Raw genomic sequence first — 19195 nt, 5'->3', positions numbered from 1 at the left:
TGTTGCTAAAAAGTGGTATGCTATCTTGTCCATGTGATGAATAAGGAGGATGCTTGTGATAAAAGAAGAACGACAGTTAGAACAAGATTACTTAATGAATGTGTATGATCAATTGCAGGAAAGAAAGATTCAATTAGAAGCACTCTTAGCACACGCCAGAGAAAATGGTTTAAGTGATGTCCAACAAATGTTAGGTGATGTCCGTTTGAATTTCTCAAATATTTCAGATAATTTGGATACATATGCTGCTTTAGAGATGAAAAATCGTGAAATTGATCAACTCAATATTAAATTACGTTCTGCCGAACAATTTCTTCAAAAAGTTGATCGCTTATTAGTTGTTCCTTACTTTGGCAAGATTACAGTTGATTTTTTAGAAGAAGAACCACAAGAATCGTTTTATATTGGTGTAAATGGCTTCGCGAATGATTTAGGTGAATATTTGATTTATGATTGGCGTTCACCGATTGCTGAGCTTTTTTATAACAATGAGATGGGTAAATCATCGTATGTGGTGAATCGTCAAACAATTCCAGTTGAGTTAAAACAACGTCGTCAATTGATTGTTGAAGGTCAACAATTATTAAATTATTTTGATACCTCAATTTCGATTCAAGATGATGTTTTGTTACAAGTGCTAGGTAGTGATGCCACACGTCAAATGCAAGATATTACCTCAACTATTCAGAAAGAACAAAATGTGATTATTCGCGATGTAACCCATCGTAATTTGTTAGTTAATGGAGTGGCCGGAAGCGGTAAAACTTCGACGATTATGCAACGTATTGCATACCTTTTATTCCAATATCGTGAACAGATAACAACGGATAATGTCATGATTTTATCACCAAACCGTCAGTTTGTTGATTATATTTCAGATGTCTTACCTTCACTTGGGGAAATGAACCCAATGAATGTGACGATTTTACAATTTATCGATCATCATTTACCGTTTATTTTAGAAGATGAAGCAACTTACTTTAATCGGATTAGTTCAAAACAAGTTGTGCAACAAACAGAAATAATTCGCTCACACGAATTTTTAGAGACGGTGAAGACAGCTGACTATCTATTTAAAGATGCGTCAGCATTTGTCCAACCATTAATGCATCAAGGTAAAGTCGTGATTTCAAAAACGAAAATCTGTGTTTTTTTTGATGCAACACCGCATGATGCGCGTTTAATGGACCGTATACAAGGTACAAAAATAATGATTCGTGATGAATGGCAACGTCGTTTGAAGAAGCAATCACGGAAACCTAAAATGCAGGATCAAATGTTGTCAATGTCGGAAGATATGCAACGTAAATATTTTGGGAAAATATTAGGTGAGAATGCCGAAAAAAATCTACCGCATTATGCAAAAAAAGTATTGGATCAAAAATATCGTCAAGTGACTGAGGATATTGAAGATTTACGTTGGCTAGATACTTCTTATCTCTTTAAGACAATTTTTAAGACATATACAGGTGAAGCGTACGCATTTAACGTGAATCAACCTTTATCATTGGATGAAGGGGTTGTGTTCTTGTTAATTTATCAAGAATTAGTGGAACGATTAGACTTACCAAAGCTTAAATTTTTATTTGTTGATGAAGTGCAGGACTATACGCCAGCACAATTAAACTTAATATTAACGCTTTTCCCTAAAGCACGATATACAATGGTTGGTGATGAGAACCAGGCAATTTTTAATTCAACATCAGCCTTTGAACAAATTGTTGCGCTATTTAGCGCTTTTGACTTGCCTTCATATCGTTACGATTTACGTAGTAGTTATCGTTCGACAGGCTCAATCACAACCTATTTTGGTGAATTAACAGCGGCCGAGCAAGAAATGGCAATTGTTCCAATTCGTGAAGAAGGTGCGAAACCAATTGAGTGGCAGTATCAATCTGAGCAAGAGTGGCTTGAGAGAATGATTGAAGAAGCAATGAATTTAGAATCAGGTCCATTAGTCGTGTTAACGAAAACGTCTCTTGAGGCTGAGACAATCAGACAACAATTATCCAAGCTAACGGTGGATATGAAAAAAATTAAGATTTTACCGATTACTTTAGCTAAAGGTTTAGAGTTTGATCATGTTGTGATTTATAACGCATCGAAATTAAATTATGTTTCTGAACGTGATCGTCGTATTCTTTATACGATGGCGTCAAGAGCAATGAGAACATTATTGGTGACTTATCAAGAAGCACCTAGTCAATATATTAAATAATTGAATGAACAGAGTAGGTGATCTAGTTTGGCTAGATTGCTACTCTGCTTTTTTTACGATAAACTAAAAATAAGTAAGTAAACAAGGTTAAAAATGATGAAAATAACCTGAGGAGGCGTGTTAATTAATGAGTCTTTTAATAAAAGATGTATTACTAGAAACTGGTTATAAATATGATCGTGAAACGGTTATCGCAACGATGACAGAAACAAAAGATATTTTAATTGAAGAAGGTTTTTTTACAAAAATTGAAGCGGAAATCGAAATTGAGCCTGAAATGACAGTGATTGATGCTCGTGGTCAACTGCTATTGCCTGCGTTTAAAGAGATGCATACACATCTGGATAAAACATATTTTGGTGGTGATTGGCGAGCGGTCAAAGCGACGCCAAACGGAATTTTTTCACGAATGGAAGAAGAAGCCTCACTTTTACCCGAGCAATACGCAACGCTGGAAGAACGTGCTCATCAGTTAATTCGTCACTATATTGAAGAAGGACACACGCATATTCGCACACATGTGAATGTTGATCCTGTGATGAAAGAAAAGCATATGGAAAAAATTGTGCCACTTTTAAAAGGCTATGAGGATCAAATTACCTATGAGATTGTGGCTTTTCCGCAACATGGCATTTTACGAAATGGACCTGAATTTATTCATGTTTTAGAAAAAGCGATTGAATTAGGTGCGACACATATTGGTGGTGTTGATCCAGCGATGGTTGATCGTGATGTGGATGGGTATTATCAAGTTCTCTTTGATTTAGCTGAAAAATATCGTTTAGGTATTGATATTCATTTACATGATCGCAATTCATTAGGCTTATTTGAAATGAACCGATTATTAGATATCGTGGAAGAACGTGAGTTTAAAATGCCGATCACTTTTAGTCATGCTTTTGCATTAGCTGATATCAAGGAAATCGAACTTGAAAAAATTGCAGAACGTTTTGTAAAAAATCGCGTGTTAATTTGTTCCACAATTCCGATTGGGGATGGACCGATTACAATTCCTGTGAAGCGCTTATCAGAACTAGGCGTTAAGGTATCTTGTGTGCATGATAGTCTTACAGATCACTGGGATCCATTCGGCACTGGTGATACTATTCAAAAATTAAATCAATTGACAGAACGGTTTGGTTTTATTGATGAAATGAGTTTAGGTCAAGCCTTGAAATATGCAACACGTGGTATCACACCCTTGAATGAAACGGGTGAACAAAAATGGCCAAAAGTTGGCCAACCGGCGAATGCTTTATTAGTCGATGCAGTGAGTTCAGCTCATTTGATTGCGAGACGTGGCCCAATTTCCACTGTTATTTCACGTGGTACGATATTGGTTGAAAAAGAAATTGACTTGAAAGGAGTGTATCGTTAATGAGCTGGTTACTAAATGTGCGTTTAGAAATGAGAGAAGAACGTCATCCAGAAGGGCATGTCACAACACAGACGGATTTATTTGATATGGAGATTGATGAGAACGAACAGATTAAAACAATTATACCTGCTGCCGAACGTGCACGATCTGTTTCGGGTCAAGATATGGAAGGTTGGTTAATGTTACCGGCTTTTAAAGAAATGCATAATCACTTGGATAAAACATATTTATCTGTAGGATGGAAAGCTTGTCGTCCAGTTAAGAATTTAAGAGAGCGTCTCGATTTTGAGGCAGAAGAATTAGTAGAGCTTGCTGAAACTGCGGAACAACGCGCTACAGCAATGATTGAGAGACATCTAAGCTATGGTGTGAACCATATTCGGACCCATGTTAATATTGATCCTTTCATTGGTTTGAAAAATTTAGAGGGCGTAAAAAAAGCACTGGCTAAATTTGAAGGGCAATTGACCTCAGAAATTGTTGCTTTCCCTCAACATGGATTATTAGAACATGAAGATATGCCAACCTTATTAAAAGAAGCGTTAAATTCAGGAGCAACACATCTTGGTGCATTAGACCCAGGTGGCATCGACGGACATATTGAAGAGTCATTGCGGTTAACAATGGCACTTGCGAAAGAGCATAGTGTGGATGTTGATTTACATCTTCATGATCGGGGTGATTTGGGTTATTATACAATGTCACGTTGGTTAGAATTGATTGATGAGGAAGAATATCAAGGTCGCACGGCATTCAGCCATGCGTTTGGATTGAGTCATTTAACACCACACGTTCAAAAAACTTTTGCTAAGAAAATGGCCTCACGTGATGTGAGTGTGATGTCTACTATTCCAATTGATGTTGGAAACAAGCTCATTCCAATTGAAATTTTGGAAGAGAATGGCGTTCAAGTTTCATTTGGATGTGACGGTTACTTTGATTCATGGAGCCCATATGTTTTAGGAGATGTCTTAGAGAAAGTTCGCAATTATTGTCAGTATCGTAGTTTAACGGACGAAAAATCATTGCGTTTAGCCTTAGGTCATATTACAAACGGTGTGACGCCGTTGACTGAAACTGGCGAGTACCAATGGCCAAAAGTTGGCATGGAAGCAAGTGGTGTCTTTCTACCAGCTTCTTGTAGTGCCGAAGTCGTAGCCAGAGTGCCAGAAAAGCGTTTATTATTGTCCCGTGGGAAGTTTGTTCAAGACGATTTTGAAAGATAATCAAAATTTTCACAAAGAGTGAGAACTTCAAACACAAAAAATTCATATTTATCGTTTATATTATATGTATACCAACAAAACAACCCTAACAAACTTTTTCATTTTATTTACTCCTCCAAAGTAAATAAACAACTCCTTTTTTGAGCAGACATGAGATGTCTGCTCTTTTTTTGGATAAATATTTTAAAAAGATATCTCCTACTAGGTAAATAGCTAAACTTATATTAAACTGAAGGGGAGACCATTTTTAGGAGGTATGAGATGACGTTAGTAAAACAAGAAGTGAAAACAGCAACAGAAGTCGAGGAGCTTTTTATTGTTTTGGAAAGAATTTGGCGTGAAGTATTTACGCCTATAATCGGAGCAAATCAAGTCGAGTATATGATGGAAAATTATCAATCCCCGCAAAATATTAGGCAAGAAATTGAGGATGGTGCCCATTATTTTTTATTGACGCTTGATGGAAAGCCAATCGGCTATACTGCTTATGAAATAAATGATGAACAAGTCTATATTAGTAAAATATATTTAGGTAGTGAATCGCGTGGGAAGGGCCTTTCTAGTGAAGTTTTTAACTGGTATGAAGAAATTGGCAAAGGGAAAAAATTACATTTGAATGTTAATCAAGGGAATAAACTTGCGATTAGTGTGTATGAGCATCGCGGTTTTGAACGTGTCGGTGAGCGTTATGTTGATATTGGCGAAGGCTATATCATGGACGATTATATTTACGAAAAAGATCTAACCAAGCTGTAATGGAAACTAATATTTAGAAAGTAGGGTTTAGCCATGAAAATAATTTTAGATTTGGATACTGGGATTGATGATGCATTGGCCATTGCTTATACATTAGCCCAACCTAAAGCGGAATTAATCGGTATTACAACTTTATTTGGTAATGTAACGGTGGATTTGGCTGTAAAAAATAGTTTAAATATCTTGGATCTATTGGGTCACAACGAAGTACCAGTCTTTGAAGGTGCAGCTCATCCATTAGAAGAAAAAGACTATCAGACGTCTGACCATCTTCATTTGATTCACGGCTTAAATGGCCTAGGCAATGTTGAATTAGGCGAACCAACACGTAAAAAAGAACAACAATCTGCGGTTGATTTTCTCATCCAATCTGCTGAGAAGTACCAGAATGAATTGATTTTGGTGACAGCTGGACCGATGACAAACTTAGCTTTGGCACTTCAAAAAGCGCCGGATAGCATGAAAAAAATTGGGAAAATTGTCTCAATGGCTGGTGCGGTTACAACAGCAGGCAATGTAACACCACATGCGGAAGCGAATATTTATAATGATGTTCCTGCGGCTCATTATTGTTTAACACATGATGTAAAGATGTTATTAGTGGGCTTAGACGTGACGTTAAAGACCATGATTACAGGTAAAGAAATCAATCATTGGCTAGTTAATAATAATCGTGCAAGCCAAGTTTTTGTCGATTTTTCTAATTATTATTATTCAAATGAATACGGCGACTCCGCAATTGGCGGTGCACTCCATGATCCGCTTGCTGTCGCATTAGCTTTGTATCCAGAATGGCTGACAGACAGTATTATGCAAAACTTAACAGTGGAAAAAGAAAATTTTGCTTATGGGCGAACTGAAGCCGATCTTTCGAAATTAAAACATACGCAAAAATCAAGTGAAATAGCAATTGATATTGCGACAGATGAATTTATTGTTGATTTTATTTCTTCTGTCGAGCGTGTTTTATCATTGGGAAAATAGTGCTTTAAATGAGTGTTTGTTAATAAAAATTCACAAACACTCATATTATTTTAACTAAATTTAAAAAAAAGGCTTTACATTTTAATTTTAATATAGTAAATTGGAAACGTTAAGTGAAAAAGCGAAAAAATTTAGGAAGGAGAATGACTCATGTTAACAATTAATCTAGTACAACATATTAAAGTATCAAATCTTAATAAATTGAATCATCGAACTCCTTTCACGGTGCGTATCATGAATTAGCATTGGTTTTTTTGGCTACTATAAAAGAATCTACTATGTATTTTAAGCTAATAAATAATAACAAACCTATGTATTGTGGAGTCGTTGAATTCTACAATGGATAGGTTTTTTTGTGCGCTTTTTTACAAAAAATCCAGAATTATTTCTGGTAATGAAAGTGAGGAATTAATTAAAATGTTAAAGACTTTTGGAAAGTATATTAAGAAGCATCCGGTTGTTTATGGGTTGGTTACGCTGTTTGCGGTTCTGTCGTCAGGTTTGACGTTGATCCCAAACTATATCATTCAAAAATTTATTGATGCGATTGTTTCAAATACCTTAACGGGCCACAATCTTTGGCTATACTTGGGCGTATTCTTAGGTAGTATTATTGTGATTTATCTTGTCGATGTGACGTGGGTGATGATGCTCTTTAGTCAGTCTTATCGTTATCAATCGGAACTACGACGGACAGTTTATAAAAAATTATTGAATTTAAGGACGCCGTTCTATGAACGTTTTCGTTCAGGGGATTTAATGACCCGGATGACAAGTGATATTGACTATTTGGGTGACACGATTGGTTATGGTTTTTTATTAATTGCGTCAAACGTGACTTGGACATTAAGTATCTTAGTCATTATGATTTTAACAACTTCATGGAAGGCAGCTCTTGTTAGCATTATCCCTTTAATTTTCTTTGGTTTTATTGTATTTAAATTATGGGCTAAAGTTGATGTCTTGTATGAAGATAACCGTGATACAGTTGCCAAATTAAGTAATGAGGTTTTAGAAGTGATTGATGGTGTGCGCGTGATGCGTGCTTATGGTAAGAAAGATTTAGAGCAAGAACGTTTCCAAACGAAAACGGCTGCTGTTTTGCAAAAAGCTAATAATTTAGTTTTATATAACGGTGCGATTGGTCAAACTGCAAAATTATTAACTGGTTTGAGTACCGCAATTGGATTAACTTACAGTGGTTACTTGATCAGTAAAGGTGAAATGACAATTGGTCAACTGATTTCATTCCAAATTTATTTAGGGATGCTGAGTGGTGCAGTATGGGGTTTGTCAGATATTGTCTTAGTGTACCAACAAGGAAATGTTTCTTTTAGAAAAATTGAGGAATTACTCAATGCGGAAGATCAATTAGAAAAAACAGGTCATAATGGCATTGAAAAAATCGACAGTATTGATTTTAATCACTATGCTTTCCAATACCCAACCAGTGATGGAGTGTCTCTAAGAAATATAGATTTTAAACTAGAGCGCGGTCAAACACTGGGGATTGTTGGTAAAACAGGCAGTGGTAAAACGACCTTAATTCGTCAATTATTACGTCAATATCCAATTGGTGAAGAAGGCGCGATTCGTATTAATGGTCAACAAATTGAGAATTATGATATTGCTCAGCTTGAAGGCTTGATTGGCTATGTTCCGCAAGAGCATATTCTCTTCTCTAAATCAGTCGGTCATAATATTCGTTTTGGAAATCTTGATGCGGATGAGATGGCAATGGCACAGGCAATTGAATCAGCTGACTTTACCAAAGATGTGTCTCGTATGAAGGAAGGTCTGGACACGTTAATTGGTGAAAAAGGCGTGTCAATCTCTGGTGGTCAAAAACAACGTGTGTCAATTGCACGTGCTTTGATTAGAGAACCAGATCTCTTGATCTTAGATGACTCGTTATCTGCTGTCGATGCGAAAACAGAGCGAGCAATTATCGAAAATATTCAAGATATTCGTCAAAATAAAACTAATATTATTGTGACACACCGTTTGTCAGCGGTGGCGCAAGCTGATCAGGTAATTGTTGTGGAAGATGGTGCGATTACTGAAATTGGCACACCGCAAGAATTATTAGCAAGTAAGGGTTGGTACTATGACCAATATATGACACAACAAATGGAGGTGAATGAAGATGAAAACATTTAATCGTTTAATTTCATATTTTAAATATGAGCCGATGCATTATTTATTTGGGATTCTGCTGTCACTTTTGTCAGCGGGAACCTCAATTTATGCACCCATGATTGGGAAAGAATTAATTGATTATGTTTCAAAACAAGTTGGTGCTCAGGAAACAGTGGCTTTTGACATCCTAGTTCAAAAATTCGGCTTGTTTATGTTGATTACCCTTTTAAGTGCAATTTGTGGTTATGCGAGTTATATTCTTTTAGCTTATGCCTCAAATCGTGTGAGTAAACGACTGCGTGATGAAGCCTATGAACATATGCAAAAACTACCGATTTCGTATTTTGATGATAAGCCCGCCGGTAAAATCTCGGCTCGTATCGTGAATGATGTGGAATTACTGCGAACCAACTTCTATATGAATTTTAGTAACATGGTGATTATTAATGTGTTAACAGTTGTTGCAATCTATGTTGCGCTATTATTGATTAGCCCCACGATTGGATTGGCACTGATTGGTTTATTGCCTTTCTTTGCTATTTGGCAATGGATTTATATTAAAAAAGCGGCGCCAATTAATAAGGAATGGCGTGAGACAGTGAGTGATTTAAATAGCCAAACAGCTGAAATTGTGCAAGGTGTATCAATTGTTCAACTGTACCATCAACAAGAAAGTATGTTGAATGAGTTTGAAGAAACTAATCAAAAATGGTTGAATACACGTCTTAGATCAATTCGCTTAGATGCAAGCTTGTCATGGGATTTTTCAACATTTATTAAAAATCTAGTGATGTTTGGGGTCTTAACTTTTATTGGGACACAGTTTGTGGACGGCGTGATGGGATATTCTGTGGGGACAATTTATGTGATTATTAATTATATTTCACGTCTCTTTGATCCAATTCTGACACTTGTTCGGATTATGTCGACACTGCAACAAGCTTTATCTGGTGGTAAACGCGTTTTTGAATTATTAGATGAACCGGTCGAAAAAGATACAGATGTTGCGTTAGAATTTACAGAGGGCAATGTGGTTTTTGATCATGTTAATTTTGGTTATGATCCAGAGCATTTAGTTTTAAAAGATATTAATTTCACAGCAAATAAAGGTGAAACAATTGGTTTAGTTGGACATACAGGTTCTGGTAAAAGTTCAATTATCAATTTACTATTCCGTTTCTACGATCCTCAAGAAGGCTCAGTTCAAATTGATAATCAAACGTTAGCTGATTTTAATCGTGAAAGTATTCGTGATAAGATGGGGATTGTTTTACAAGAACCGTATTTATTTAGTGGTACAATTGCTAGTAATGTGAGTATGAATGATCCACGAATCACTGATGAGATGGTCCAAGAGGCGCTTGAAAAAGTAGGTGGTAAAGAATTGATTGAAAAACTACCACTAGGTATCCACGAACCCGTCGTTGAAAAAGGTCAATCATTATCTTCAGGTGAACGTCAGTTGATTGCTTTTGCGAGAACACTAGCCAGTGATCCGAGCATCTTAATTTTAGATGAAGCAACATCGCATATTGATACAGAGACTGAGGAAATGATTCAACATGCAATGGAAGTGGTTAAAGAGGGGCGGACGACATTTATTGTCGCTCACCGTTTATCAACCATTCAAAACGCAGACCAAATTTTAGTTTTAGATGGTGGTGTCATTAAAGAGCGTGGAACACATCAAACGCTTTTAGAATTAGGTAAACGTTATGCTGAAATGTACCAACTGCAAGCAAAAGTAAGTGCAAGCTAGAAATATAATGTGTTAAAAAATTGTCGTATTATCTGACGAGAATCGCGAATTAATTTGCTCGGAACCTTGTATTATAAGAGATGGGGAAGGGCGATGGCCGTTCTTAAAAATATGCGATTTATAATGGGGAGAAGTCTAGCATTGGGGAGTGCTAGGCTTTTTTCTTGATAGTAAGTTTTATCAGTAATGACTTGATGCTAAACCGAATCAAGTCATTTTTTTTTTGTTGATTTTTTGATATGATGGAGTGAGTAGAGAAAAGGTGATAACATGAAACAACAAGACTATTATTATGTCATGTTGATGGAGGAATGTGCCGAAATTCAAAAAGCTGTGGCAAAAATTTTACGTTTTGGCTTAGATGATACACATCCCGATTTTCCAGAGCTGACTAATGAAAAGGATTTCTTAACAGAATATTATCAGCTGATGACTGTGGTTGAAGAACTTCAAAAACAGCAGAAGTTGGTCTGTTGGTCAGAAGAACAAGTACAAGCAGTGAAAAATGAAAAGAAACAAAAAATCGCAAAATATTTAGAATATTCAAAGGCACGCGGATTTGTTGAAGAGGAGAATAGACATGAACTTAGTAACAGCAATTGAAAATTTTAAGCCTTGGAATGAACAAGAAGAATACGATAAACTGTTAATGTTAGCGGAATTAAAAAATAATCCACAAGCATTTGATCGTGAAAGTTTAACTGTTCATTTTACAGCATCTGCATGGGTTGTGAATCAAAATAAAGATAAAATTTTGATGATCTATCACAATATTTACGATTCGTGGTCTTGGTTAGGTGGACACGCCGATGGGGATCAAGATTTACTTCATGTGGCAATAAAAGAAGTTAAAGAAGAAAGTGGTTTGACTGAAGTGACACCTTTAATGGAAGATATTTTTTCTTTGGAAGTTTTAACAGTCGATGGACATATTAAGCATGGTAAATATGTTTCTTCTCATTTGCATATGAATGTAACCTATTTAATTGAAGCAGATGAGACTGCACCACTTTCAATTAAACCAGATGAAAATAGCGGTATTTCTTGGTATACATTTGAGGAAGGATTGGAGCGTTCGACGCAATATTGGTTTAAAGAATGGGTTTATCCCAAATTAAATAAAAAATTAGAATTATTTAAGCAAAATAAACTAAATTAATCATAAAAAGTGGAGGTATGACAATGGTAGCGACGGAACAAGAAGCGTATGCTTTGTTAGACGAATTGAATATTGATTTTGAAGCATTTCATCACCCACCTATTAGTTCGGTGCGCGAAATGCCTTATGAATTTAATAGCCCTTTAGTCAAAAACTTAGTATTAAAGGCAAAAAAAGGGAAACAAATCTTTTTAGTCATTTTACCCCGTGAGAAACAAGCTGATTTGAAAAAAATCGCTGAGGTTTTAGATCAAAAACGTTTATCATTTTTAAGTGAAGAGGATCTTTTAGAGGTCTTGAATGTTTTACCAGGGACTGTTACACCACTAGCTTTGCCAAATGATAAAGAACACCAAATCACAGTGGTTATCGACCGTGCGATTGATCAAGAGGATACTTTAGGGTTTCATCCAAATGTGAATACACAAACGCTAATCATGCCCTTTAAAGAATTAGAGCGAATTTTAGCACATTTAGAATATGAACCCGTTTATATTCGAGTGTAAGAAAAGGAGTGAATGAACATGGTAGCAACGGAACAAGAAGCTTATGCATTACTTTCTGAGTTAGGTATTCAATATGAGCCTGTACATCATCCACCAATTACATCAGTCATTGATGTACCTTATGAATTACCTGGCCCCCAAGTGAAAAACTTAGTTTTAAAATCAAAAAAAGGCCAACGAATTTATTTGGTGATCCTGCCTGATGAAAAACAAGCTGATTTAAAACATCTTGCTGAAGTTTTAGATGAAAAACGTCTATCGTTTTTATCTGAAGATTCACTTTTAGAAGTATTAAATGTTGAAGCAGGCACAGTGACGCCGTTAGCTTTACCTAATGATCAGGAACATAAAGTGACCGTCGTTGTTGATCAATCAATTGATCGCGATGATACAGTTGGTTTTCACCCAAACGTGAATACAACGACATTGATTATGCCGTTCAAAGAATTCGAACGAATTTTGACATATCTTGAATACGAGCCGGTTTTTATCAAGGTATAGGTTTTGTGAGATGTGCTAATCTCTCTTTTTGTATTCTTTATTGAGCGGGTGTATGATAGAGATAGTGAAAGTATGCACATTTTTTACAATTTTTAAGTAGTGAAAATTGGAAAGTGAGGAAAAATATGGAAAAAATAAAAATTTATCATTCGACAGAATTACTAAGCGGTGGTTGTAATGCTTGTGTGAATGTTAACGTCGATATGTATCGTATTGAAATCAATGAAATCGTGCGTCCGTTGGAAAATCTTGATGTTTTATCAATTATCACAATTGTGGCTTTAGCAAATGGTTTCCGTCAACAGCAAGAATATGATATTGACGAAGATTACGATATTTTCAAAAAAAGTGGCGTTGAAGTTTCAGTCCATGATGATATGACTGGTTGGCGTTTTGTAAAAGGTAACCAATCATTTACAGCATTGAAAAAATATGAAAATCCAGCAGAATTATTCCAAGTCATCAATCAACTCCTAATCACTTATTTTGAATTAGAAGAAAAAAACTTTGAATTAAATCAAGGTGAAAAATAAGTCGTTATGCTCTGAGTAGCTGGAGATGCTCACAAACAATTGGTACTTTCAATTGATTGTGGGCATTGAAGCTACCGAAGAGCAGACTTATGTTTACCCGTCCAATCAAGGTGAAAAATAAGTCGTTATGCTCTGAGTAATGAAAAAAAGCAGGTCATCTAAGATACACGTTTGTGTCTTTAGATGACCTGCTTTTTTAGTTTGCTAGTGTTTTTTTGAATTTTCGTAATTTCTTTAGTGCCCATTCATAATGACTAGAAGTAGCAGAGACACAGTAACTTCCTAAAGTGCTCGTTCCGGTCCAGTCAAAATGTTTTTTTGAGAAAAGCGCGTCATTGTCAAATGACTCAATGATAGCCATGACTTCTTGATGACTATTATTTAATAGCTCTTCGGCTTCTTTTGTAGTGGTAGCTTGATGTTTCTTGGTAAATTCAACGTTCATTTCGCCGTAACTGCGCCAATTATAAGGGGCTGGTAAAAATGGCTGTAGATTATTGTTTTGATTTGCATTCACCCATTTTAAGAGTAATTGATGCCACTCGTAAAGATGAATCAGAACATCTTTAACGTTTTTATCACGTTCCCAGTGTGCTTCTGGACCAGTTTTTTGAGAGCTCCAATCAAAAGTTTGTTCTTTTTCTGCTTCTGTTAATTCAGATAGCAATGTCGTCAACTTGTTAAATTGTTCATCTGAGGCTTGAATTAAGTCGTTTTTCGTTGTAGGTCTAGCCATAATAATCTTCCTTTCTTATTTCGCGATATTTGTAATGACAAATCCAGATTCAGTGACCCAATTCTCTGGATTTGGATCGTGAGCAGGAGAAACGATGGGAATATTAAACATCACACCGTTAGTTAAGCAATGATGTGTTTCTAACCACAATGCGATTGCTTCGGTAACGTCTGCCATTTGATCGAAGCTGCCATTAAAAGTAACGGTTGCAGCGGTAAAACTGTCTCTTTCAAAATAGGTTACTTCATTTTGATTAGCGTAATCACCGATGACATTACTTTGAACTTCAACATCGTAGTCCTGTTCTTTGAATTCTAAGTCATGATAAATCGTCATTCCAGCTGGTGGTGTTGTCAATTTGACCTTTTGATCGAGTGACTGTTGATAGAGTTGCTGCCATAAAAGTGATTCATCATCATAGGTTGGAATTGATTTTCTAAGGCTCATGACTTTGCATTTAGGAAACTCCTTTAAAGTCACGTTGTAGTTTTCCAATTTTTTACCACTTGTTAGTGTGGATTGTAATTTTTCCAAAAGTGCCAATTTTTGTTTGGTAGAATCTAATTCTTTGGCTAACTCTTGCTGTCTAAGTTGATAATGATAGTTTAAAACGGATAAATCTTGAACAGAAAGGATTTCGCTTATCGTATCAAGCGACATGCCCATTTCTTGTAAGAGTTTAATTTTGTTAATAGTTCTGAGTTGCTCCGCAGAGTAATAGCGATAATTCGTTTCTGGATTGATAACGTGTGGTATCAACAGTCCTTTTTCCTCATAATAATGAAGCGCACGAATTGTCGTATTAGATAGTTTTGAAAATTCGCCAATTTTAAACATTATCTTCACTTCCTAACGTTGTGATTAATTAAATTATATACTCTGACGTAAGGGGCGAGTCAATTCTTTTAGTAAGGATAATAGTTAATCAAGATTGCTTTGATTAATTGATTACTGCGATTTTCGTAAGTATGAGGTGAGTTTGCTTTGAAAGTTGTTGCCTCATCTGTTTTAATCGTTAGTGTTTGTTGATTCGCAGTTAAAGTAAGTTCGCCTTCTAAAACCATAATATATTCATCAGACTTTTTTGAGTGCCCAATGGATGTGTAGTTTGCACCTGGATCGATTTCAATTTGAAAAAGTTCAAAATTACGTTGGCTTGTATCAGAATAATAGCAGTAGACACGAAAACGATTTTGATCTTCGGATTGAAATAGTGCGCGTTCTTTAGTCATGACGGACGCTGTGGTTGGAATTTGTGACTCGAGCAGTGAGGTGTAAGGAATATTTAGACCGTCACATATTTTCCAAATCGTGTTGATTGTAGGATTAGTGTCACCTTTTTCAATTTGTGAGAGAACAGCTTTACTCAATTGAGTTAATGCTGCTAATTGATCTAAAGTAAGTTGTCGTTCAATGCGGATTTTATTTAAATTTAAGGCGATAATTTGATTGATTTCCATGAAATAACTCCTTCGAGTGGATTGACAAGTCTAGTAAAAGAAACTAGACTAAAATCATGTTTGTTTTAATGAACTAAAATTTATTTTAATAGACTTATTATATCTGAAAAAATTAAAATAGGGCAAATATTTTATTTACATAACTTAATAATAAGAAATTAGAAGGAGTGTGTCCAGTGAGTGAAGAGTTAGATGTCCGATCGGCCGTCAAAGAGACGTTGCCAACGGTCTTTGGATATATAGGGATTGGTGTTGCGTTTGGGGTTGTTGGAAGGGCGGCAGGTTTAAGTCCATGGTTAATTTTTTTAATGTCTTTAATTGTATATGGTGGTTCAGCACAATTTATAACAGTCGGAATGCTGGCAAGTCACAGTCCCATATTATCAATTGTTTTTTCGACATTTTTAGTAAACTCTCGAATGATTTTGATGAGTATGACGTTAGCACCGTACTTTACAGAATATAGTTTAGGAAAGAATCTATGGTTGGGGACGCTTCTAACAGATGAAAGTTTCGCGTTAGCAATGAATAAATTAAATTTTACCGATCGTCGACTGAGTTTTCCTTGGATGAATACGACAAATATGATTTCGTACAGTACGTGGGTGCTGTCTTCGTTTCTAGGTGCTATTTTAGGTAATTTTATCGGTAGTCCGGAAAAACTAGGGTTAGATTTCGCATTAATGGCAATGTTTATCGGTCTTTTAATTCTCCAAATGATTTCTGATCGTAAAATGAATTTGAATTTGCAATTTATATTGGTCGGTATCACACTTGCGTTAATTTATGTGGGAATGATTTTTATTCCTGTTAATTTATTGATTGTATTAGTAACCCTTCTTGGGTGTGGGATAGGAGTAGTGATTAAACATGCCTTCTTTTAATTTTGTATTGTTAACAATTATTGGCTGCGGGATAGCCACATGGACTTCACGCGTTCTGCCATTTTTCTTATTAAAGAGAATGAAATTATCCGATAAGGTTGTTGAATTTTTAAGTTTCGTACCGATTGTGATTATGTCTGCTTTATGGTTTAGTGGTTTGTTTGAGCAAAATTTAGGTCATTTACCTTCAATTAATGTGCCCGAACTAATTGCCTCAATTCCGACAGTCGTTAGCGCTATTATTTCGAAGAATTTATTAGTGATTGTTTTAGTGGGCATGGTTTCATTAGCTGTTATTAGGATGATTGCCTGATTTAAATTAAAGTTGTCATGAGTTTTTCTAATAAAGGTAGACGAGCGTTAGACAAAGGCCTATTATGAAGTAGATAGTGTTATTTAACAACTTAGATTTCACATAGAGAGGTTTGGAACAATGAATAAAAAAGAATTAATGGAAACATTAGAGATTCCGTCAACTGTATTGAAAGAGTTACTTGAGCAAGGGTGTCCGAGTAAAGATAATCTGGGTAAAGAATTTGATATTGCCGAAGTAACAAATTGGCGAAATGAGCAAGCAGAGACAATGTTAGAGATGTTTAAAGTGGGGACATTGTATGATAATGAAACAATCAGTGAGCATTTCAAATGTTCACCACAATCTAAAATCCGTCGCTCGCATGCGACAAACTCAATAGTATTGTTTGTTGATCATTTTGATGATCGCTATCATGATTATTGGCGTCGTGGTAAATTATTATTTACTGGCATGGGTCTAAAAGGTGATCAAAAAATTAGTAAAGCACCAAATAAAACATTAGCCAATGTTGAAAAAAATAGAGTCAATATTCATCTCTTTGAACGTTTGAATTCTAAAGAAGCAGGACGCTTCGTATATTCAGGACGAATGGAGCTTTTGGGTGAGCCAAAAAGAATTAAAGAAAACGAACAATTCATCTTTAGATTTAAGTTAAAAGCATTGGACTTATAATAAAAAAATCATTTCTTACAAGTATAAAGTAAGGAATGATTTTTTTTGATACATGATATTAAAATTAGCGAGTATTCGACGTTTTAAAGTACAATTAGTCAAAAACAAGCGTTATGTCTAATGAAGAAACTTAATTGATGTGTCCTATTAAGGATATTAGACGTATTTATATGATGATATCTTATTAATTTTTGCTGAGAATATCATTTTGTTTTTCTAATGTTGAATAAATAAAATGATTTAGGAAAACGATAACAAAGTGGGATAGATAAGTTCTTTTTGTTAAGAGTTTCGTTATATCGATTATCTCCTAAATTTTTCTAAATATTTTTTTAATAACTATTTTTATGAAAAAACATCAGAAAAATATTGCTAATAAAAGTTAACTATTGCGTGCGTTGATTGTGTTTTAAATACAAATTAATTAAAAAGAATATTCAGTTAATTGTTCTTATATGGTATGTTTAATGTATTAAATATAAATATCACAAAGGAATTATTTTAAAGAGTAATGTTCGTGTTTTTGGGAGGGAAGTTTTTTAGAATATAAATTCTTTTTTTATAATAAATTTTATTAAAACCTTTTAAAACTAATGATTAAAACGCTTCATTTTGATATTTGGTGTATCGGCACACCCGAACAAAACCTAAAGAGACATTAAATAAATAAACGTATATAATGTATGTTTTGAACGAATGTTACGATATTATTCATAATTGAAAATCCATATTTTAGCATAAAATTTCACTTTCAACTCCTGTTTTCGTCTGTTGACATCAAATAAGCTGTGGGTTATATTATGTGGCAACGATACCGGGATTTATTTCCGGATTTTGGGGGAATAAATAATGAAAAGAATAAAACATATCGCAAAAGAAGCGCATCTTTCTGAAAATTCAGTGATAAAATATTTCATGATGTCAAGCTACCTAACGGATAAAAAACGTAGTCTTATCAAGGCAACAATGGAATCACTAGATTATTCTTTTGAGGAGTTACAACAGAAAGTTGCAACAATTTCCAATAATAAAGAAAATAAAGTTACATTAGGGTTACTTATTAGAAGCTTAAGTGATAGTGGTATGCTAGAAGCGGTTGAAAAAGCAGAACTTAAGGCAGAATCGTTCGGATATAAACTTGTGATTATGCAAACTAAAGGAGATAAAGAGCGTGAGACAAGTTTCTTAGAAATGATGAAAGAAAATATTGTTTCAGGGATGGTCATGTTTACAATGGAGAATAACTGGAGTGATATTGAACTATATCAAGAATATGGTCCTATTGTCTGCTGTAGTCAATACGTTTCAATGCAGCAACATGCTCAATTTTTTACAAACGACCCGTTTACAAAAGTTGGTTATGAAGAGGTCATCAAAATTGATTCTACTGATGTGGTGTATGCAACTTTAAATGAAGAACAAATGGACGAAAATATTAATGGTTGGAATGTTGAAGAATTAGAACACTTTACAGGAGCTAATAGTAGTGATATTTTAAACAATATCTTATTAACAAGAAAAAATAGTCAGCCGAAGATTATTCTGACTAAGGGTTCAGAACTAACGGATGGTTTATCTAAAGAATTATTTATTCAAAATGATAAATTGGCTGAAAATTCGGTTGTGATTGATATTTTGGATACAAAAAATGAAAAATATTCGATTATTGCACTACCGACTTATGCTGTTTCTGATTTTGCTTTAGAGAGTATGGATCATTTACTTAAAAAAAGAACAGTTCAAATGTATGAATTGTTAGACCATGTATTTGTTCGTAAGGTTGTTTAATCGTAATGAAAAATTAGTTTATTTCTATATAATAGGGGAATCTAGAGATAAACTTTTAGATTCCTTTTTTATGTTTTTTACAAATAGCCGAAAAATTTGTTATGATGTTTTTGAATCAGTGACAAAAATTATTAGATATTACACGATAGGGATTTGGAGGGATATTGTGTAGATAGACAA

Annotated in this window: 19 protein-coding genes; 16 read left to right on the top strand and 3 right to left on the bottom strand. The window is 34.9% G+C overall.

Going from position 1 to position 19195, the window contains the following annotated elements; translation table 11 throughout:
- Nucleotides 1-55 precede the first annotated feature (55 nt).
- The 12 genes from ESZ54_RS07120 to ESZ54_RS07065 all read left to right on the top strand — a co-directional run bounded on the left by ESZ54_RS07120 (nucleotide 56) and on the right by ESZ54_RS07065 (nucleotide 13159).
- Complete coding sequence (locus ESZ54_RS07120; RefSeq protein WP_162615127.1) at nucleotides 56-2218, top strand: HelD family protein; 2163 nt, start codon at nucleotides 56-58, stop codon at nucleotides 2216-2218.
- Nucleotides 2219-2345: 127 nt separating this feature from the next.
- On the top strand, nucleotides 2346-3596 hold the full coding sequence (locus tag ESZ54_RS07115) for an amidohydrolase (RefSeq protein WP_136136976.1): 1251 nt from the start codon (nucleotides 2346-2348) through the stop codon (nucleotides 3594-3596).
- Entirely contained in the window at nucleotides 3596-4822 is a 1227-nt protein-coding gene (locus ESZ54_RS07110; RefSeq protein ID WP_136136975.1) for an amidohydrolase, read from the top strand. The genes ESZ54_RS07115 and ESZ54_RS07110 overlap by 1 nt, the downstream gene beginning before the upstream one ends.
- A gap of 261 nt (nucleotides 4823-5083) precedes the next feature.
- Nucleotides 5084-5578, top strand: coding sequence for a GNAT family N-acetyltransferase (locus ESZ54_RS07105; protein WP_136136974.1), 495 nt, complete (start codon nucleotides 5084-5086; stop codon nucleotides 5576-5578).
- A 33-nt stretch (nucleotides 5579-5611) separates the two neighbouring features.
- Nucleotides 5612-6562 carry a nucleoside hydrolase gene (locus ESZ54_RS07100; protein WP_136136973.1) on the top strand — a complete coding sequence of 317 codons (951 nt, stop codon included), beginning with the start codon at nucleotides 5612-5614 and terminating at the stop codon, nucleotides 6560-6562.
- 417 nt (nucleotides 6563-6979) lie between these two features.
- A complete protein-coding gene (locus ESZ54_RS07095; RefSeq protein WP_136136972.1) occupies nucleotides 6980-8722 on the top strand; it encodes an ABC transporter ATP-binding protein in 1743 nt (580 codons plus the stop codon).
- The gene (locus ESZ54_RS07090; RefSeq protein ID WP_136136971.1) at nucleotides 8709-10460 is read left to right on the top strand and encodes an ABC transporter ATP-binding protein; all 1752 of its coding nucleotides are present in this window, start codon (nucleotides 8709-8711) and stop codon (nucleotides 10458-10460) included. The genes ESZ54_RS07095 and ESZ54_RS07090 overlap by 14 nt, the downstream gene beginning before the upstream one ends.
- A 270-nt stretch (nucleotides 10461-10730) precedes the next feature.
- Nucleotides 10731-11063: a hypothetical protein gene (locus tag ESZ54_RS07085; protein ID WP_136136970.1), complete on the top strand. Its 333-nt coding sequence runs from the start codon at nucleotides 10731-10733 to the stop codon at nucleotides 11061-11063.
- Nucleotides 11041-11619 (top strand): NUDIX hydrolase, encoded by a 579-nt coding sequence (locus ESZ54_RS07080; protein WP_136136969.1) that lies wholly within the window; start codon nucleotides 11041-11043, stop codon nucleotides 11617-11619. Before ESZ54_RS07085 ends, ESZ54_RS07080 begins: the two co-directional genes overlap by 23 nt.
- 23 nt (nucleotides 11620-11642) lie before the next feature.
- Nucleotides 11643-12125 carry a prolyl-tRNA synthetase associated domain-containing protein gene (locus ESZ54_RS07075; RefSeq protein WP_136136968.1) on the top strand — a complete coding sequence of 161 codons (483 nt, stop codon included), beginning with the start codon at nucleotides 11643-11645 and terminating at the stop codon, nucleotides 12123-12125.
- An 18-nt stretch (nucleotides 12126-12143) separates the two neighbouring features.
- Nucleotides 12144-12626 (top strand): prolyl-tRNA synthetase associated domain-containing protein, encoded by a 483-nt coding sequence (locus ESZ54_RS07070; RefSeq protein WP_136136967.1) that lies wholly within the window; start codon nucleotides 12144-12146, stop codon nucleotides 12624-12626.
- A 125-nt stretch (nucleotides 12627-12751) separates the two neighbouring features.
- Nucleotides 12752-13159: a DUF4809 family protein gene (locus ESZ54_RS07065; RefSeq protein WP_136136966.1), complete on the top strand. Its 408-nt coding sequence runs from the start codon at nucleotides 12752-12754 to the stop codon at nucleotides 13157-13159.
- A gap of 196 nt (nucleotides 13160-13355) precedes the next feature.
- Here the strand turns inward: ESZ54_RS07065 and ESZ54_RS07060 are convergent, their stop codons facing one another.
- The 3 genes from ESZ54_RS07060 to ESZ54_RS07050 all read right to left on the bottom strand — a co-directional run bounded on the left by ESZ54_RS07060 (nucleotide 13356) and on the right by ESZ54_RS07050 (nucleotide 15355).
- Nucleotides 13356-13895 (bottom strand): ClbS/DfsB family four-helix bundle protein, encoded by a 540-nt coding sequence (locus tag ESZ54_RS07060; protein ID WP_136136965.1) that lies wholly within the window; start codon nucleotides 13893-13895, stop codon nucleotides 13356-13358.
- 15 nt (nucleotides 13896-13910) lie between these two features.
- The gene (locus ESZ54_RS07055) at nucleotides 13911-14732 is read right to left on the bottom strand and encodes a MerR family transcriptional regulator (RefSeq protein ID WP_136136964.1); all 822 of its coding nucleotides are present in this window, start codon (nucleotides 14730-14732) and stop codon (nucleotides 13911-13913) included.
- 68 nt (nucleotides 14733-14800) lie between these two features.
- Nucleotides 14801-15355 carry a helix-turn-helix domain-containing protein gene (locus ESZ54_RS07050; protein WP_136136963.1) on the bottom strand — a complete coding sequence of 185 codons (555 nt, stop codon included), beginning with the start codon at nucleotides 15353-15355 and terminating at the stop codon, nucleotides 14801-14803.
- 176 nt (nucleotides 15356-15531) lie between these two features.
- On the opposite strand from ESZ54_RS07050, the gene ESZ54_RS07045 reads away from it, so the two are divergent.
- The 4 genes from ESZ54_RS07045 to ESZ54_RS07030 all read left to right on the top strand — a co-directional run bounded on the left by ESZ54_RS07045 (nucleotide 15532) and on the right by ESZ54_RS07030 (nucleotide 19015).
- Nucleotides 15532-16239, top strand: a complete 708-nt coding sequence (locus ESZ54_RS07045) for an AzlC family ABC transporter permease (protein ID WP_136136962.1) — start codon at nucleotides 15532-15534, stop codon at nucleotides 16237-16239.
- Nucleotides 16226-16552: an AzlD domain-containing protein gene (locus tag ESZ54_RS07040; RefSeq protein ID WP_136136961.1), complete on the top strand. Its 327-nt coding sequence runs from the start codon at nucleotides 16226-16228 to the stop codon at nucleotides 16550-16552. The genes ESZ54_RS07045 and ESZ54_RS07040 overlap by 14 nt, the downstream gene beginning before the upstream one ends.
- A 120-nt stretch (nucleotides 16553-16672) precedes the next feature.
- On the top strand, nucleotides 16673-17227 hold the full coding sequence (locus ESZ54_RS07035; RefSeq protein ID WP_136136960.1) for an SRA domain-containing endonuclease: 555 nt from the start codon (nucleotides 16673-16675) through the stop codon (nucleotides 17225-17227).
- Nucleotides 17228-18076: 849 nt separating this feature from the next.
- Nucleotides 18077-19015, top strand: coding sequence for a LacI family DNA-binding transcriptional regulator (locus tag ESZ54_RS07030; protein ID WP_136136959.1), 939 nt, complete (start codon nucleotides 18077-18079; stop codon nucleotides 19013-19015).
- Nucleotides 19016-19195 lie beyond the last annotated feature (180 nt).

Origin of the sequence: Vagococcus silagei, assembly GCF_004795745.1 — a bacterium.
GTDB lineage: Bacteria > Bacillota > Bacilli > Lactobacillales > Vagococcaceae > Vagococcus > Vagococcus silagei.
This window is presented reverse-complemented; position numbering and strand designations above follow the sequence as displayed.

What these genes read in the sequence shown, in the direction of transcription:
- ESZ54_RS07115 (WP_136136976.1), top strand. Translation starts at nt 2,346, where the DNA reads ATGAGTCTTTTAATAAAAGATGTATTACTAGAAACTGGTTATAAATAT.
- ESZ54_RS07110 (WP_136136975.1), top strand. Translation starts at nt 3,596, where the DNA reads ATGAGCTGGTTACTAAATGTGCGTTTAGAAATGAGAGAAGAACGTCAT.
- ESZ54_RS07105 (WP_136136974.1), top strand. Translation starts at nt 5,084, where the DNA reads ATGACGTTAGTAAAACAAGAAGTGAAAACAGCAACAGAAGTCGAGGAG.
- ESZ54_RS07100 (WP_136136973.1), top strand. Translation starts at nt 5,612, where the DNA reads ATGAAAATAATTTTAGATTTGGATACTGGGATTGATGATGCATTGGCC.
- ESZ54_RS07095 (WP_136136972.1), top strand. Translation starts at nt 6,980, where the DNA reads ATGTTAAAGACTTTTGGAAAGTATATTAAGAAGCATCCGGTTGTTTAT.
- ESZ54_RS07090 (WP_136136971.1), top strand. Translation starts at nt 8,709, where the DNA reads ATGAAAACATTTAATCGTTTAATTTCATATTTTAAATATGAGCCGATG.
- ESZ54_RS07085 (WP_136136970.1), top strand. Translation starts at nt 10,731, where the DNA reads ATGAAACAACAAGACTATTATTATGTCATGTTGATGGAGGAATGTGCC.
- ESZ54_RS07080 (WP_136136969.1), top strand. Translation starts at nt 11,041, where the DNA reads ATGAACTTAGTAACAGCAATTGAAAATTTTAAGCCTTGGAATGAACAA.
- ESZ54_RS07075 (WP_136136968.1), top strand. Translation starts at nt 11,643, where the DNA reads ATGGTAGCGACGGAACAAGAAGCGTATGCTTTGTTAGACGAATTGAAT.
- ESZ54_RS07070 (WP_136136967.1), top strand. Translation starts at nt 12,144, where the DNA reads ATGGTAGCAACGGAACAAGAAGCTTATGCATTACTTTCTGAGTTAGGT.
- ESZ54_RS07065 (WP_136136966.1), top strand. Translation starts at nt 12,752, where the DNA reads ATGGAAAAAATAAAAATTTATCATTCGACAGAATTACTAAGCGGTGGT.
- ESZ54_RS07060 (WP_136136965.1), bottom strand. Translation starts at nt 13,895, where the DNA reads ATGGCTAGACCTACAACGAAAAACGACTTAATTCAAGCCTCAGATGAA.
- ESZ54_RS07055 (WP_136136964.1), bottom strand. Translation starts at nt 14,732, where the DNA reads ATGTTTAAAATTGGCGAATTTTCAAAACTATCTAATACGACAATTCGT.
- ESZ54_RS07050 (WP_136136963.1), bottom strand. Translation starts at nt 15,355, where the DNA reads ATGGAAATCAATCAAATTATCGCCTTAAATTTAAATAAAATCCGCATT.
- ESZ54_RS07040 (WP_136136961.1), top strand. Translation starts at nt 16,226, where the DNA reads ATGCCTTCTTTTAATTTTGTATTGTTAACAATTATTGGCTGCGGGATA.
- ESZ54_RS07035 (WP_136136960.1), top strand. Translation starts at nt 16,673, where the DNA reads ATGAATAAAAAAGAATTAATGGAAACATTAGAGATTCCGTCAACTGTA.
- ESZ54_RS07030 (WP_136136959.1), top strand. Translation starts at nt 18,077, where the DNA reads ATGAAAAGAATAAAACATATCGCAAAAGAAGCGCATCTTTCTGAAAAT.